We start from the raw sequence: 15,167 nt of genomic DNA on the forward strand, positions 1-15,167 counted from the left end.
CGTTCGGTTGCCGCACTCCACGCGCACTACCAGTTAATATCCCCGGCTCAAATCCACCAGGTTCTCTAGGGGCTGGCCATTGCGCAGGTTCTCCAGGTTGCGCAGCAGCATGTCGACTTTGCTCTCATCCTCTAAAGCCTGGCCGCCGCCGGTGTGCTGGGTGAGCAGCACGTTGGGCAGGGTCCAGAGCGGGTTGTCGGTGGGTAGGGGCTCAATGGCGGTTACGTCGAGCACAGCCCCGCCAAGGTGGCCGGCTTGCAGCAGGCGGATGAGGGCAGGCTCGTCGGTGGTGTTGCCGCGGCCCACGTTGGCGTAGATGCTGCCCGGGCGCATGGCTTCCAACAGTTCAGCCGAGAAAAATCCTTCGGCGCTGCCGGGAAGGGTGTTGATGACAATGTCGGTTTTGGGCAGCACGGCCTTCAGGTCTTCTTTGGAATGCAGCTGGGCCTCGGGATTTGTACGGGCCAGCAGCTGCACCGGGCACTCGAAGCCGCTGAGCTGCTGGCGCAGGGCCAGCGCAATGGCCCCGGCGCCCAGCACCACCACGCGCTTGCCGCGCAGCAGGCCCGCACGGTTACGCACGTAGGCCCCGCCCACCCATTTGCGTTCGGCTTGCAGCACGGCCAGCTCGCCCAGGTGGCGGTAGAGGGCCAGCAGGCCGCCCACCATGGTTTCGGCGCAGGGCCAGGCGAAGAAGTCGCCCATGTTGGCCACCGGCACGGGCAGGCTCAGGAGGCGGTAGCGCTCGAAGCCCGCCGAATCAATTTGCCAAAAGCGCAGTAGGGGCGAGGGGCCGGCCGCCAGCCAGGTGGGTGGCGGGTTGCCGAGCAGCACATCGGCTTCCTGAAAAGCCGGAAACTGGTTTTCGGGAGCCAAATCCTGGCTGAACGTGACGTAAACCTCGGCCGGAAGCTGCTGCTGCAAGTAAGCGCGGGCCGAGGTGCTAAGGGGCGAATAAACGAAAAGATGCATGGAAAAGCAGCTGGCAGGCCGCGGGCAATAGGCGAGCGTGAGTTCCTAAAACGGGGCAATGGGCAAAGTTGCTGCCTCAGCGACGTACTTTTCGTGAAAAAATAGCTCAAATGGCCAGATATGGCCTTTTTGCGCATCTTTCCCCGCTTTTCCTGTTCAATGCGCGCCTACCTGCAGCAGCACGCCAACCTCACTGACGCCGAATTGCAAATAACATTGTCGGTTATGCGGCCCTGCGAATTTCGCAAAGGCACCGAGCTATTCCATCCGGGCCCGCCGCCTGACCGCCTGTATTTCATCGAAAACGGCCTGGCTCGCGCCTACCGCCTCGTGCGCGGCGAGGACATCACCAGCGCTTTCTACGGAGCCGACTCCTTTTGCTTCGACACCCTGAGCATTGTGGCCCAGGTGCCCTCCGAGCTGTATTTTGAGTGCCTGACGGATGTGCAGGCGCACGAAATTCTGATTCCCGACCTCAACCGCCTGTTCCGCCGGGTGCCGCCCATTGAGCGCCTGGGACGCCGCATCAACGAAAAAGTGGTTTGCGGCCTCACCGAACGCCTGCGCGCCTTCCAGATGGACGACCTGCGCACCCGCTACCTCGACCTGATGCGCCAAAACCCCGAGCTGATTCAGCAGGTGCCGCAGCGGCACCTCGCCACGTACCTAGGCGTGAAGCCCGAAAGCCTGAGCCGCATGCGAGCGCAGCTGTAAGGTGGCAATGTGGGTAGGAGCGCCCAAATTAGCACGTCATGCTGAGCTTGTCGAAGCATCTCTACCGCGAAGAGTAGACTACTTAGTTGCGCAGTAGAGATGCTTCGACAAGCTCAGCATGACGTGCTTTTTGCCAAGACTCATTACCCGCTGCATTTCTTAACCTAGGTCATTGGGTGCCGCAAGGCAAGCCGGTACTTTTACCCGCATTGCCCTCCCACCCAATTCCCCGTAAGCATGGCCAAGCAAGCCTATTCCCGCCGCGACCTCTCGTTTCAGCTCCACGAAGTACTCCACGTTGAAGACCTAAGCCGCTTCCCCTACTTTCAGGACCACGACCGGGGCTCCATCGACCTGGTGCTCGACACCGCCGGCCAGTTTGCCGACCAACTGCTGAAACCCCTGCTCACCGAGCTCGACCGCCAGGAACCGCAGCTGGTGGATGGCACCATCCGGCTGCACCCCGGCGTGAAGAACATTGTGCGCCGCTTTGGCGAAGATGGCTGGATAAACGCCCTGTTCTCCTATGAGGAAGGCGGCCAGCAGCTGCCCGCTACGGTGTACAACGCGGCCGTGTTTGCCATGCAGGCCACCAATTACTCGGGCAGCGTGCCGCCGTTCCTCACGCTGGGCGCGGCCAATTTGCTGCGCAGCTTCGCCAAGCCCGAGCTCATGGCGGCCTTCACGCCGCACATGTACGCCGGCCGCTGGCAGGGCACCATGGCCCTCACCGAACCCGACGCCGGCAGCTCCCTTTCCGACATCACCACCTCGGCCGAACCAACGGAAGAAGGCTACTACCGGATGCGCGGCCAGAAAATCTACATTTCCTCGGGCGACCACGACGCCTGCGACAACGTGGTGCACCTCATGCTGGCCCGCATTAAGGGGGCTCCGTCCGGAGCCAAGGGCATTTCGCTGTTTGTGGTCCCGCGCCAGCGCGTAGCTGGGGGCCTGCCTGCTGAAAACACGCAGCCGCAGGATTTGGTCAGCAACGACGTCGTTACGGCCGGCATCTACCACAAGCTGGGCTGCAAGGGCGCCCCCATTGCCCATCTCATGATTGGGGGAAGCGACGACTGCCAGGGTTACCTGGTGGGCGAGCCCAACCAGGGCCTGCGCTACATGTTTCAGATGATGAACGAGGCGCGGCTGGCCGTGGGCGTGAGCGCGGCAGCCATTGGCACGGCGGCCTACTACGCGGCCCTCGAATACGCCCGCGCCCGGCCCCAGGGCCGCCACATTGCGGCCCGCGACGTCACCAAACCCCAGGTGCCCATCATTCAGCACGCCGATGTGAAGCGCATGCTGCTTTTTCAGAAAGCCACCATGGAAGGCGCGCTGGGCCTGCTCATGCAGTGCAGCTACTACATGGACGTGGCCCGGGTGGGGACGGGCGCCGAAAAAGAGCGCGCCGAACTGCTGCTCGATTTGCTGATGCCCATCGCCAAAAGCTACCCCGCCGAGATGGGCGTGTTGAGCACCGGCGCCGCCATTCAGGTGCACGGCGGGGCCGGCTACACCACCGATTTTCCGGTGGAGCAGTTTTGGCGCGAGTCGCGCATTCATCCCATCCACGAAGGCACCACCGGCATTCAGGGCCTCGACTTGCTGGGGCGGAAAATTACGCAGCACGGCGGCCGGGCGGTGGGCCTGCTGCTCGAAGAGATTCAAGCCGCCGTGGCAGCTGCCGAAGGAGTGCCAGAACTGAGAGAACTGGCCGCGCAGCTCACCAAAACAGTGGGCATTCTGCAGCAAACCACGATGCACCTGCTGGGTGTAGCCGAGCAAAACCACGAATTATTCCTGGCTGATGCCACGCTGTATCTGGAGTTGGCCGGCCTGGTAGCCGTGGCCTGGCAGTGGCTGCGTCAGGCCACGGTGGCGCAAAACGCGCTGCCAGCTGCCCACCCCGACGACCAGAATTTCTACCACGGCAAGCTCATGGCCGCCCGGTATTTCTACGAATACGAGTTGGTACGCGCCCCCAGCCTGGCCAAGCGCCTGCAGTCGCCAAACGCCGTGACGGTAGACATGCAGGAGGCGTGGTTTTAGCACACATGCTCCGGCAGCTTTATGCAGAATGCGCTGCTTGACGGTGCTGTAGCCTTCCTTTCCCACCCGCACAATCCATGAGAAAACTCGAAAACAAAGTCGTTTTCATCACCGGCGGGGCCTCGGGCCTGGGCCGCGCGGCGGCGGTGGCCGCCGCCCACGAAGGCGCGAAGGTCGTCATCGCCGACCTGCCCAATTCGGACCATGCCGCTGCGCTGGGCGAAGTGCAGGCCGCCGGGGCCGAAGCCCTGTTTGTGCCGCTCGACGTCACCAGTTCGGCCAACATTCAGCAAGCCATTGCGGCTACGGTAGAGAAATTTGGCCGGCTCGATGTGGCCCTGAACAACGCCGGCATTGGCGAGGGCTACTTCAGCTTTCTCGAAACCAGTGAAGAGTCGTTTCAGCGCATCATCGATGTGAACCTGACGGGCGTGTTCGTTTGCATGAAGTACCAGCTGGTCCAGTTCGTGCAGCAGGGCGGCGGCGTAATTGTGAACATGTCGTCGCTGGCCGGCCTAAAGGGCGCGCCGGGTCTGAGCGCCTACTCGGCCGCCAAGCACGGCGTGCTTGGCCTCACCCGCGTAGCGGCCCTGGAGTTTGCCCGCCGCAACGTGCGCGTCAACGCCCTCTGCCCGTATTACATCGACACGCCGCTCATCAAAGACGCGCCGGAAGATGTGCGTGGCCAAATGGTGTCGGCCAGCCCAATGAAGCGCCTGGGCCGCGCCGAAGAAGTGGCCAAAGCGTTTATTTACCTGGCTTCGGACGACTCCAGCTACACCAACGGCACCCAGCTGGTAATTGACAGCGGCGTGATTTCGTGATGTAGGACGCAGCCTTTGCTGCGTCGGGCACCCGCGCCATGGCGTGCAACATCGTTCAACAAAACGCAGCAAAGGCTGCGTCCTACTTATCGCATCGCAGCAGCGGCTGCGCGCCACTTCTCAAACGCGCCATTGCATGGATTTCGCCCCCAGCCCCAAAACCCAGGACTACCTCGCCCGCGTGCAGGCCTTTATGGCCGCGCACATTGCGCCCATCGAAGACGACTACCTCCGCCAAAACCTCGCTGCCAACTCCGGCGCCGACTGGCGGGCCTGGCAGGTGTTGCCCGTTATAGAGGAATTGAAGGCGAAAGCCAAAGCTGCGGGCCTCTGGAATTTATTCCTGCCCGATGCCACCCGCGGGGCGGGCCTCAGTACCCTCGAGTACGCGCCCATTGCCGAGGAAACCGGCCGCAGCTTCCTGGCGCCCACCGTCTTCAATTGCAACGCGCCCGACACCGGCAACATGGAGGTGCTGCACTATTTCGGCACCGACGCGCAGCAACAGGAGTGGCTCGGGCCGCTGCTGGCCGGCGAAATCCGCTCCGTGTTTTGCATGACCGAGCCCGAGGTGGCCTCCTCCGACGCCACCAACATGCAGGCCACCATTGTAGCCGAAGGCGACGAGCTCGTGCTGAATGGCCGCAAGTGGTGGGCCACCGGCCTGGGCCATCCCGATGCGCGTCTGGCCATTTTTATGGGCCTCTCGAACTCGGAAGCCGCGCCCCACGCCCGGCACAGCATGGTGCTGGTACCGCTCGATACGCCGGGCGTGAACATCCAGCGCATGCTGCCCGCCTTCAGCGACTACGACCCGCCTTATGGCCACGGCGAAGTATGGTTTGAGAACGTGCGCGTGCCCCGCACCAACCTGCTGCGCGGCCTGGGCGACGGCTTTGCCATTGCCCAGGGCCGCCTCGGGCCGGGCCGCATCCACCACTGCATGCGCTGCATTGGCGCGGCCGAGCGAGCATTGGAGCTGCTGATTACCCGTGGCCTTTCCCGCGTCGCTTTCGGCAAACCCCTGCTGCACCTGGGCGGCAACCTGGATCGGGTGGCCGACCTGCGCATGGCCATCGACCAGGCCCGGTTGCTCACCCTGTATGCTGCCTGGAAAATCGACCACCAGGGCGTGAAAGCGTCTATGAATGAGATTTCGGCTATCAAAGTAGTAGCCCCCAACGTGCTCCAACGTGTGGTGGACGAGGCCATTCAAATGCACGGCGGCGCGGGCGTGTCGCACGACGTGCCGCTTACGGCCCTCTTCACCGTGGCCCGCGCCCTTCGCCTGGCCGATGGGCCCGATGAGGTGCACCGAGCCATGGTGGCTCGGGTGGAGTTGGCGAAGTATAAGGCGAAGGGATGAAACCGGGTTAAATAAGAACGGTCATGCTGAGCTTGTCGAAGCATTTCTACCGCAGCAGTATTTCAATAAAATGAGCTAGTTATGCGGTAGAGATGCTTCGACAAGCTCAGCATGACCGTTCGCTTACCATTACTAACCCCATGTCATCCAATACTGCCCCCCGCCTTCTCGACACTGCTGGCCCGCTACGCCCCGGCGAAGAGCTGGATGCCGCTGCCGTTGATGTCTGGCTGAAGCAGCAGCGCCCTGAGTTGCGCGGGCTACCGCGCGTGACGCAGTACGCCGGCGGTGCTTCCAATTGGACGTACCGCCTCGAATACGACAACGCCGACCTCATTTTGCGACGCCCACCGGCCGGCACCAAGGCCAGGTCGGCCCACAACATGGGCCGCGAATACCGCGTGCAAAAGGCCCTAAAGCCGGTGTTTGCCTACGTGCCTGAGATGGTGGCCTACTGCGAGGATACCAGCATTATTGGCGTCGATTTTTACGTGATGGAGCGCGTGGCTGGCATAATCCCGCGCAAGAACCTGCCGCGTGGGCTGGACTTGCCACCGGCCACTGTGCGACAGTTGTGCCTGAACGTGCTCGATGCGCTGGTTGAGCTGCACCAGGTGGACTACCAGGCGGCCGGGCTGGCGGGGCTGAGCAGCGGCGTGGGTTACACGCAACGCCAGATTAGCGGCTGGAGCAAGCGCTACACCCAGGCCCGCACCTGGAACGTGCCCAGCGGCCGGCGCATCATGCAGTGGCTGGAAACGCACCAGCCCACGCAGGAGCGCATCTGCATCACGCACAACGATTTTCGGTTCGATAACGTGGTGCTCGATGCCGACGACCCCACGCGCATCCTTGGCATTCTGGATTGGGAATTGGCCACCCTCGGCGACCCGCTCATGGACTTGGGCAACCTGCTGTCCTACTGGGTGCAGGCCGACGACGACTTCCTGGCCCAGGCCACGCGCCGCCAGCCCACCCATCTGCCGGGCATGCTCACCCGTAAGGAAGTGGTGGCCTATTACTGCAAAAAAACCGGCTTCCGGCCCGAGAACTGGGCCTTCTACGAAGTCTATGGCTTGTTTCGCCTCTCCGCCATCGCCCAGCAGATTTACTACCGCTACCATCATAAGCAAACGCGCAACCCGGCATTTAAGAATTTCTGGATTTTCGTGCATTACCTGCACTGGCGCTGCCGGCGCGCAATGCGCGGGAACTCCTGACGAATAGCAGCGCGTCATGCTGAGCGTAGCCGGAGCATCTCGCGTGTGGTAGTAGTAACTCAATCGCAGGCTACGCCGACCTTCGGTTACAATGTCCTTGATTAGTGGCTTCACGCGAGATGCTTCGACCACGCTCAGCATGACGTTCAATCCCTATTTTTAAAGAACAATTCCCACTCCTAAATGACCACCACCCGCCAAAACATCCTCATCACCGGGGCCAGCTCGGGCCTGGGCGAAGGCATGGCCCGCGAATACGCCCGCATGGGCCGCAGCCTCGCCCTCTGCGCCCGGCGCACCGACCGCCTCGACGCCCTGAAAGCCGAACTCGAAGCCGCCCACCCCAACATCAAAATCTTCGTCCGGGCACTCGATGTGAACAACCACGACCAGGTTTTTGAGGTTTTTCGTGCCTTCCAGGCCGACCTGGGCACCATCGACCGCGTGATTGTGAATGCGGGCATGGGAAAGGGGGCGTCGTTGGGTACCGGCTATTTCCACGCCAACCTACAGACGGCCCAAACCAATTTCGTGGCCGCGCTGGCCCAGTGCGAAGCAGCACTGGAGATTTTTCGGGCGCAAAACGCCGGGCATCTGGTTACTATTTCGTCGGTGGCGGCCATGCGCGGCATGCCGCGGGCCCAAACCACCTATGCCGCCACCAAGGCGGGCCTTTCGGCCCTCACCGAAGGCATCCGGGCCGATTTGCTGAACTCGCCCATCAAAGTCAGCATCATGTACCCGGGCTACATCCGCTCCGAAATCAACGCCAAGGTGAAAAGCACGCCCTACATGGTCGACACCGAAACCGGCTGCCGCGCCCTCGTGAAAGCCATTGAGCGCGAGCCGGTGAAGGCCTTCGTACCTGGCTGGCCCTGGGGCCTGATGGCCCGCGCCATGAAATGGCTGCCGCTTCGCTGGGTACAGAAGCTGCTGTAAGCCAGGTTATGACGAACGGAATTGCAGTGATTTGCCGAAAAAGCCGTTTCTTGCATGCCCATTTTCCCGCACATTAGCGGGAGGCTGGGTGCTTGCTGCATAAGGCGAGCCAGTGGTTAACTATTCTATTTCTGCTCTGTGATGCGACCTTTTCGCAAGTTGCTGGTGCTGGCCGTAGCGGGCCTGTTGGCCAGCCATTGTATCCCTGCCGTTGGGCAACAGGCGGCCCGTAGGCCGGCAGCAGCCCCCGTCAAAGTCGTTCTATTTGTCGGGAATAGCTTTTTCCACGGCAAGTACCAGCCGGTGCTGGCCTACAACGCGGCCCACGTAACCGACGAAAACTACGGCCTGCCCGCCACCGACCCGCGCTGCGAAACCACCACCGGCGAGCCCGTAATATGGGGCGGCATCCCCGGCATATTCCAGCAATTCACCGAAGAAGCCGGCCTGAAGTACGAAGTACACTTTGAGGAAATTAACGCCCGGCCGCTGCAATACCACTACCAGCACGCCCTAAGCGTGATTCAGCAGGCGCGCTGGAACACCGTGGTGTTGCAGGAGCACAGCCAGTGGGCCCTGCCTCCCCGGCACGGCGGCCACCCCGAACTGTTTCGCGACTACGCCACCCGCCTCGAGCAGGCTGTGCACGCCGCCAACCCCGCTGCCAATGTGTTTCTTTTCCAAACCTGGCCCCGCGCCGACCTCACGTATCCGGCCGGCAAGCCCTTTAGCGGCCTGCCCCTCGACTCGATGGCCCAGGAGCTCCACGCTTCTTACTATAGCCTGCAGGCGCAAAACCCGGGTTTCAAAGGCATTGCTCCGGCCGGCGATGCCTGGCTGCGCGCCGTGCAAACCGGAGTGGCCCTGCGCAACCCCTACACCCCCGAGCCCGGCAAATTCGACCTTTGGGCCGAAGACCACTACCACCCCAGCAACTGGGGCGCCTACCTCACGGCCTGCGTGCTGTTCGGCGAAATCACCGGCCACGACCCGCGTGCCCTCAGCGGCACCGAACAGGCAGCCGCCGCCCTCGGTATTACGCCCGCCGAGGCCGTGGCCCTGCAGCGCATAGCCTACGAGCAAATACGCGCCGCCCGCCCCAAGGCGTTTGCCGACCAGCTTCTACCCGGCAAAGCCAAGTCCGCTCCGACAAAAACCAAAGCCCGGGCCCGCAGCTGAGCACACTGTAGCGACGCAATGTCCTGATTCTTGGCGTTGGACGGCTGGAACCGCGCCATTTATGCCAGTCAGAATTATCCGTTATAACAACATCTGCAACCGTTGGGCTAACGCAAAAAGCCCGGCCAATGCGGCCGGGCTTTGCTGTTTGAAGTGGGGCTCTACCGCTTTCAACGGGCGCTTTCGTTGCCGTCGACCGGGGCGCTTTGCTTGTGCACCTGAGCCGCTACCAGCGGGTCGGGCATCACCTTGCCCATACCCACCTGCACGTTATTCATGACGCCGGAAATGACGCGGCTTTCGCCATTCATTAGGGCTTTGTAGCCGTCTTTGGCTACGTCGGCGGCTTCCATGCCCTGGCCTTGGGCCACGTTTTTGGCCTGCGTCATGTGGGCTTTGTTGAAGAAGTCGGTTTTGGTGATGCCGGGCAGCAGGTTCGTAATGGTGATGTTCGTGTCCTTGTTCTCCTCCTGAATCGACTCGGCGAAGGAGTTCACGAAGGCTTTGGTGCCGTGGTACACGGCCTGCAGCGGCCCGGGCAATTCGCCCGCAATGCTGCCCACTAGCAGGATTTTACCCTCGTTGCGAGCCTTGAACTCCTGTAGGTATAGCTTCGTGAACACGACATAAGCGCCAATATTCAGCTGAATAATATCCAGCTCGCGGTTCACATCAGTGGTATCGAAGGTGCCGTACTGGCCCTGGCCGGCATCGTTTACCAGCACATCAATCTGCGTGCCTTTGCTCTTGATTTCGTTGTAAACCTCAAAGGGCGCGTCGCGCTTGAACAGGTCTTTGCTGATGGTGGTGACCTCGATGCTGTACTGCTGCCGCAGCTCCGAAGCCGTTAGGTCGAGCTCCTGCTGGTCGCGGGCCACGATAACGAGGTTGTATTTGTCTTGCGCAAAGCAGTTGGCCAGCTCGCGGCCGATGCCGCTGGTGGCCCCGGTAATGAGGGCAGTTTGGGTTTGGTTAGCCATGGGAAAGGTTCGTTAGTTTATTATAAATCCTAACGAGGGCCATCCAAACGGGGTTATTGTCGTGCTTAGAGCTGTAGCGTGGACTCTGCGAGTCCGCGTGTCGTTTCGGTTAGGCGCGGACTCGCAGAGTCCACGCTACACGCTGATGCTCCAGCCGCCATCAGCTACCAGCGCAACACCTATTGCATCGCCCGGCTGCAAGTCTGTCGTCCCGGTGTGGGCCCGCAACGTGTTTTGCGGCAGCGCCACTTCCACCTCCCAATAGCTGCCCAAAAACCGCACATCCCGCACCGTGCCAGCAGCGCCGTCCTCACCAGCAGGGCCCAATCGTAGCTGCTCGGGCCGCACCAGCAGCGCCGTGTTTTTGGGGAAACGCCGGCCCGGCAGCAGCGCCCGTCGGTCGGCTCCGCGTACCAGATTGTAATCGCCAAACAGCGCCGCGGTAGCCTCGTCCACCGGCTGGTAGTAGAGCTGCTGAGGGGTGCCCTGTTGCACCAGCCGGCCCCGGTGCAGCACCAGAATTTTATCGGCCCAGCCCAGCACGTCGGCCGCATCGTGCGATACCAGCAGGCAGGTAATGCCCAGCCGCGTGCCCAACTCCTCGATAATGCCTTGCAAAATGCGCTTGTGGGTGCGGTCGAGGTTGGAGAACGGCTCATCGAGCAGCAGCAATTGGGGCACCCCCAGCAGCAGCCGCGCCAGGGCCACGCGCTGCTGCTCGCCACCCGAGAGCTGGTCGGTGCGGCGCGGCATCAGGTGGTCAATCCGGCACAGTTCGTACACGGCCTGCGCCTCGGCTTCGGGGCGCATGTTGGCGTAGCGCAGCACCTGCTCTACGCGCAGGAATTGCGGCAAATCGGATTTTTGCGAGAGGTAGGCCACGCCGGGATGGCCGGGCACCAGCACGTCTTGCGGCCCACGCACGCGGCTGCCGTTGGCGTGCACCGAGCCGGTAGTAGGTTGAATCAGGCCCGCAATGATTTGCAGCAAGGTGCTTTTGCCTGCGCCGCTTTCGCCCGCCAGCGCCAGCTTTTGCCCCTGTCGCTGACTGAAAGAAATGGGCTGGAGGACCGTGTTTCCGGGCTCATGCAGGCTGATGTCGGAAACCCTGAGTAGCTCCATCAAACTAAGGTGAAAAGAATATGTAAGGCCAAGTGGGGCATGCCCGGAAGCTGCGGGGCAGGATTGCCAATTAGCTAAGGTGAAAAGCAGGAAATGGCTAGCAGGTTTTTGGCTGGCCGGCGGGTTCTACTTCTTCACCAGGGGTAGCTCAGCTTCCTGCACCACCAGCGTGTCGCCGGCGGCGATACGGCCGGGCAGGGCAGCGTTCAGCACGTTGAACAGACTGCCTCCCATCCCGCAACTTCCACCGCTTACAGTCGCCGAAAAATGGAAAAACATGATGGCAAGGCTCGCCTTTTCGCCACGTAGGTTGAGCACATACACCGGCTTGAATTCACATTGCGTCCCAAAGCCAGTGGATGGAGGCGGTGTGGTGCAGGTATAGGCTGGCGAAACGCCCTGGATGTCGCGCACGATGTTGTCGCACTTACTGGAGCTGCCTGATGAAGTAGTGAACGGCTTCGGGTCCTTCGATGTCAGTACCGCTCTCTCATTGGTGAGGCCAGAAAAGGTCAGGGGCACGCTGGAACTTTGGGGGCTTCCGCTCGTCGAAGTAGTCGTGTTGAGAACGGCTTCCGAAGGGCTGGTGAAAACCAGTTCCGCTGCCAGAAACGGCGGAATCACGCCTGATTTTATGGGCAAGCCGGCGTATTGACGCTCGAAATACCGGCGGATTAAGACATCGTTTTTTACTTCACCAGTTTGGGTAAACATACGCATCGGCCCGGGCGCTGGCGTAGTGGAGATGGTGTAAGTACCAGTGGTATCAAACTTCGGCTCCTCAATGGAATTGTCTTTGCAGGCGGGGAGGAGCCCCAAGAGGATGGCTCCAAAGGCAAGAAGTCGAATGGGTGGCATGGGTAGAATATTATTAGGGAGTCGAAGGCGAAGATAGACAGCGGGAGTGCGGCGCTGCTAGTATAGTCTTGCTGCCGGTGCACCCGTATCGGATGAGCTTGGCATAGCGAAATCCAACCTTGGCACCGGTTGCTCACGCAATGCAGTGCGAGCTACCATAGCCCCCCGCCAACTGCTTTCTGCACCTTCAACGGCAGCTTGGCCCGCACGGCGTGGTAGGAATACTGAATGTATTGCTCCCATTGCGCCCGCGACAGCAGGTGGATATTGTCAATGTTTACCTAGCCGTAGCGACCCAGAAACTTGTTGCGGCTGAAGCCAGGGCCGTTTTCCAGCGTGTCAAACTCCTTGGGAGGGCGATGAAGGAGGTCGTGGGCGGCACAGCATAGGGCGAGGTGCCAAGGTACATTTTGCCGCCCACGCTGAAGCACAGATACGCGTCCTATTTGATGTCTTCGGTGGTGCCGGGAAGTTGCTGGCAAATGGCTTGGAGCTCTTCGATGGTCATTGCGGAAATTATTAAGTATTGCCTGTTGGCATATGGGACTACTAGGCGATACAAGTAACATGTGCTATATGGCTGGCTAAATCAGACTACTTTTATCTGTCTCAAACACTTACAAATTGACTGCTCCGCAAGATTCTACTGCAACCAGACTTAGGCTTCTAGCTATTCCGCTCGGGTTATTCATACTGCTCATAATAGTGGAAGTTAATCCAGTAGTGAGTGCAGGAATCGGATTATCAGGTTGCTTAATAGTAAGTCTGGGCGAATCGGGGATTGAATTCAGTCTGGATTATCTCACCTATCGACATTACCATAAAATTCTGGGCCGTCGATTTGGACCTTGGCAAACATTACCAACAGTTATGGGAGTGACGCTAAAGTACTTCTCCAGTAAGAGCAGTGCTTCATCAAAATACGATTGGAGCGACGTACCAAAACAGCACCAAACTCTGATTGTCATGCTTTCCGTTGCCAATACCCGAGATGGAATTATAGTCGCATATTTTTCGATGAATGATATAAATCAAGCGAGTGATTTTGTACATGAGATAGCTGAAAAATTACACGTGCCGGTAAATATTTATTTGCCTTCAAACCAGTTTAAACCACTGTAATTACGAAGCCGTATCCAGCACCTCATTCCCGTCATCGGCCATCGTTCTGGCTAGCTTTTCGATGTTTAAGCTCCGGGCCGAGGCGTCGAAAATCTCGCGGTAAGTGCCTTTCATATCATATAGCTCGTCGTGGGTTCCGCTTTCCACCATGCGGCCTTTTTTCATGACGTAGATGCAGTCCGAATCCACGATTTGGGCGAGGCTGTGGGAGATGATAACCACCGTGCGGCCCTGCTTGATGGCGTCGAGCGAGTTTTTGATTTGCTCGGTGGCGATGGCGTCGAGGCTGGCCGTAGGCTCGTCGAGGAAGATGATGGGCGGGTTTTTGAGGAAGAGCCGGGCGATGGCGATGCGCTGCTGCTGGCCGCCGCTGAGCTGCTGGGCATCGGACTGGTACTGGCGGGGCAGGTCCAGAATCTGGTCGTGCAGGTAGGCCTGGCGGGCGGCGGCTTCGATTTCTTCTTGGGTAGATGTGAAGTCGCCGTAGCGGATGTTTTCCTCGATGGTGCCCTTGAAAATGTGGTTTTTCTGGAGCACCAGGCCGATACGCTGGCGCAGGGCGTGGGTGTCGTAGTCGGCCAGCGGCTTACCGTCGAGCAGCATTTGGCCGGAGTCGGGGGCGTAGAACTTGCAGAGCAGGTTGATGATGGTGCTTTTGCCCGCGCCGCTGAGGCCCACGAGGGCGGTGGTTTTGCCTTCCTCGATGGTGAGGCAGACGTCGTGCAGGGCCTGGGAACCGTTGGGGTAGGTGAAATCGACGTTGCAGATGTCGAAAGTGCCGCGCACATCGCCGGGCTCAAGTGGGCCGGTTGCTTCGATGGCCGCGTCGGCGTCGAGGATGGCGAAGAAGCCTTCGGAGTAGGTGAGGGCCTCGTTCATCTCATCGTAGATGCGGTGGCGCTGCCGGATGGGCGCCGACACGTTGTTGAACAGCAAAATGTGGAACATGATGGCGCCGATGGAAATCTGGCGGTCGAGCACGAGGTAGGCCGTGAGGACGACCACGCCAATCTGCTCGACGAAGGTTTTGAGGCCGTCGTAGCGGAAGTTGGTTTTGCGCGTCACCAGCTGGGCATTCACCAGCTTGGCCTGGGTGTCGGCCTGCTTCTGGCCCTCAAACTGCTCGCGCACGAAGCTTTTGATGACCACAATGCTGTCAATGATGCTGATGATGCCGTGGTTTTTCTCCTCGCGCAGCTTTTGCAGGCCGCGCCGCACGCCCCTGTAGCCGGTCGGCCTGCCGGAAGCTGAGCCAGAAGTACACCGGCAGGATGGCCAGCGCCACCATGCCCACCCATTTGTTGGCCACGAACATCACCACCAGGGCCACAAATGGCGTTGGCAAACAGCGGCAGGATGTCGATGAAGAAGTTTTGCACCAGCTTCATCAGGCTCTCCACGCCGCGGTCGATGCGGGTTTGGAGCTTGCCGGTCTGGTTGCCCTCGTCGGAGAAAAAACCCAACTCGTAGCTTAGAATCTTGCCCACGGCCTGCTGCGACAAGGTGCTCGACACGTTGATGCGGATTTTCTCGCCGTAATACTTCTGCCCGAAGGTGATGAAGGTGTTGACGAGTTCCTTGCCAACAGGATGCCGCTCACCCAGGCCAGCATGGGCCAGCCGGCAGCCAGGGCCTCGTGGGCGTCGAGCAGGCCCTGCACGTTGTCCACGATGTAGCGCAGCACGAAGGGGTTGACCTGTGCGGCCAGCGAGCCTACCAGTGTGAGTAGCAGCGTGGCAATGACCAGCGGCCGGTAGGGTCGCACAAAGGGCAGCAGGCGTTGAATAATTTGCCAAAGACTCATCTAAGCAGGGCA

At 60.4% G+C, this 15,167-nt stretch carries 14 protein-coding genes and 1 pseudogene; 8 read left to right on the top strand and 7 right to left on the bottom strand.

The features are described 5' to 3' along the window. Positions 1–33: 33 nt before the first annotated feature. The gene (locus ABD837_RS06345) at positions 34–972 is read right to left on the bottom strand and encodes a D-2-hydroxyacid dehydrogenase (protein ID WP_345051729.1); all 939 of its coding nucleotides are present in this window, start codon (positions 970–972) and stop codon (positions 34–36) included. A 159-nt stretch (positions 973–1,131) separates the two neighbouring features. Here ABD837_RS06345 and ABD837_RS06350 point away from each other — a divergent pair, with 159 nt between their 5' ends. From ABD837_RS06350 to ABD837_RS06380, 7 genes are all read left to right on the top strand, one after another. Beyond that, positions 1,132–1,686: a Crp/Fnr family transcriptional regulator gene (locus ABD837_RS06350; protein ID WP_345051732.1), complete on the top strand. Its 555-nt coding sequence runs from the start codon at positions 1,132–1,134 to the stop codon at positions 1,684–1,686. 237 nt (positions 1,687–1,923) lie between these two features. Next, a complete protein-coding gene (locus tag ABD837_RS06355; RefSeq protein ID WP_345051735.1) occupies positions 1,924–3,741 on the top strand; it encodes an acyl-CoA dehydrogenase in 1,818 nt (605 codons plus the stop codon). Between the two features lie 77 nt (positions 3,742–3,818). Next, positions 3,819–4,565, top strand: coding sequence for an SDR family NAD(P)-dependent oxidoreductase (locus ABD837_RS06360; RefSeq protein WP_345051737.1), 747 nt, complete (start codon positions 3,819–3,821; stop codon positions 4,563–4,565). Between the two features lie 136 nt (positions 4,566–4,701). Next, positions 4,702–5,931, top strand: coding sequence for an acyl-CoA dehydrogenase family protein (locus tag ABD837_RS06365; protein WP_345051740.1), 1,230 nt, complete (start codon positions 4,702–4,704; stop codon positions 5,929–5,931). A gap of 140 nt (positions 5,932–6,071) precedes the next feature. Next, on the top strand, positions 6,072–7,151 hold the full coding sequence (locus tag ABD837_RS06370) for a phosphotransferase family protein (RefSeq protein WP_345051743.1): 1,080 nt from the start codon (positions 6,072–6,074) through the stop codon (positions 7,149–7,151). Positions 7,152–7,334: 183 nt separating this feature from the next. Continuing rightward, positions 7,335–8,090, top strand: coding sequence for an SDR family oxidoreductase (locus ABD837_RS06375; RefSeq protein WP_345051746.1), 756 nt, complete (start codon positions 7,335–7,337; stop codon positions 8,088–8,090). A 138-nt stretch (positions 8,091–8,228) separates the two neighbouring features. Next, positions 8,229–9,269 carry a hypothetical protein gene (locus tag ABD837_RS06380; RefSeq protein WP_345051749.1) on the top strand — a complete coding sequence of 347 codons (1,041 nt, stop codon included), beginning with the start codon at positions 8,229–8,231 and terminating at the stop codon, positions 9,267–9,269. Between the two features lie 170 nt (positions 9,270–9,439). Here the strand turns inward: ABD837_RS06380 and ABD837_RS06385 are convergent, their stop codons facing one another. The 3 genes from ABD837_RS06385 to ABD837_RS06395 all read right to left on the bottom strand — a co-directional run bounded on the left by ABD837_RS06385 (position 9,440) and on the right by ABD837_RS06395 (position 12,229). Then, positions 9,440–10,249, bottom strand: coding sequence for an SDR family NAD(P)-dependent oxidoreductase (locus ABD837_RS06385; RefSeq protein ID WP_345051752.1), 810 nt, complete (start codon positions 10,247–10,249; stop codon positions 9,440–9,442). Positions 10,250–10,384: 135 nt separating this feature from the next. After that, positions 10,385–11,371, bottom strand: coding sequence for an ABC transporter ATP-binding protein (locus ABD837_RS06390; RefSeq protein WP_345051754.1), 987 nt, complete (start codon positions 11,369–11,371; stop codon positions 10,385–10,387). Between the two features lie 126 nt (positions 11,372–11,497). After that, positions 11,498–12,229, bottom strand: coding sequence for a hypothetical protein (locus ABD837_RS06395; RefSeq protein WP_345051757.1), 732 nt, complete (start codon positions 12,227–12,229; stop codon positions 11,498–11,500). 705 nt (positions 12,230–12,934) lie between these two features. On the opposite strand from ABD837_RS06395, the gene ABD837_RS06400 reads away from it, so the two are divergent. Further along, positions 12,935–13,351: a hypothetical protein gene (locus ABD837_RS06400; protein WP_345051760.1), complete on the top strand. Its 417-nt coding sequence runs from the start codon at positions 12,935–12,937 to the stop codon at positions 13,349–13,351. Here ABD837_RS06400 and ABD837_RS06405 read toward each other — a convergent pair whose 3' ends face one another. The 3 genes and pseudogenes from ABD837_RS06405 to ABD837_RS24960 all read right to left on the bottom strand — a co-directional run bounded on the left by ABD837_RS06405 (position 13,352) and on the right by ABD837_RS24960 (position 15,155). Then, complete coding sequence (locus tag ABD837_RS06405; RefSeq protein WP_425554300.1) at positions 13,352–14,569, bottom strand: ABC transporter ATP-binding protein; 1,218 nt, start codon at positions 14,567–14,569, stop codon at positions 13,352–13,354. A 167-nt stretch (positions 14,570–14,736) separates the two neighbouring features. Next, positions 14,737–14,865, bottom strand: a pseudogene (locus tag ABD837_RS24955) (hypothetical protein); the annotation flags it as partial. Then, the gene (locus tag ABD837_RS24960) at positions 14,823–15,155 is read right to left on the bottom strand and encodes a hypothetical protein (RefSeq protein WP_425554301.1); all 333 of its coding nucleotides are present in this window, start codon (positions 15,153–15,155) and stop codon (positions 14,823–14,825) included. The pseudogene ABD837_RS24955 and the gene ABD837_RS24960, both read right to left, overlap by 43 nt. Between the last annotated feature and the right edge of the window lie 12 nt (positions 15,156–15,167).

Source organism: Hymenobacter glaciei (assembly GCF_039539585.1).
In the GTDB taxonomy this organism is placed as follows: domain Bacteria; phylum Bacteroidota; class Bacteroidia; order Cytophagales; family Hymenobacteraceae; genus Hymenobacter; species Hymenobacter glaciei.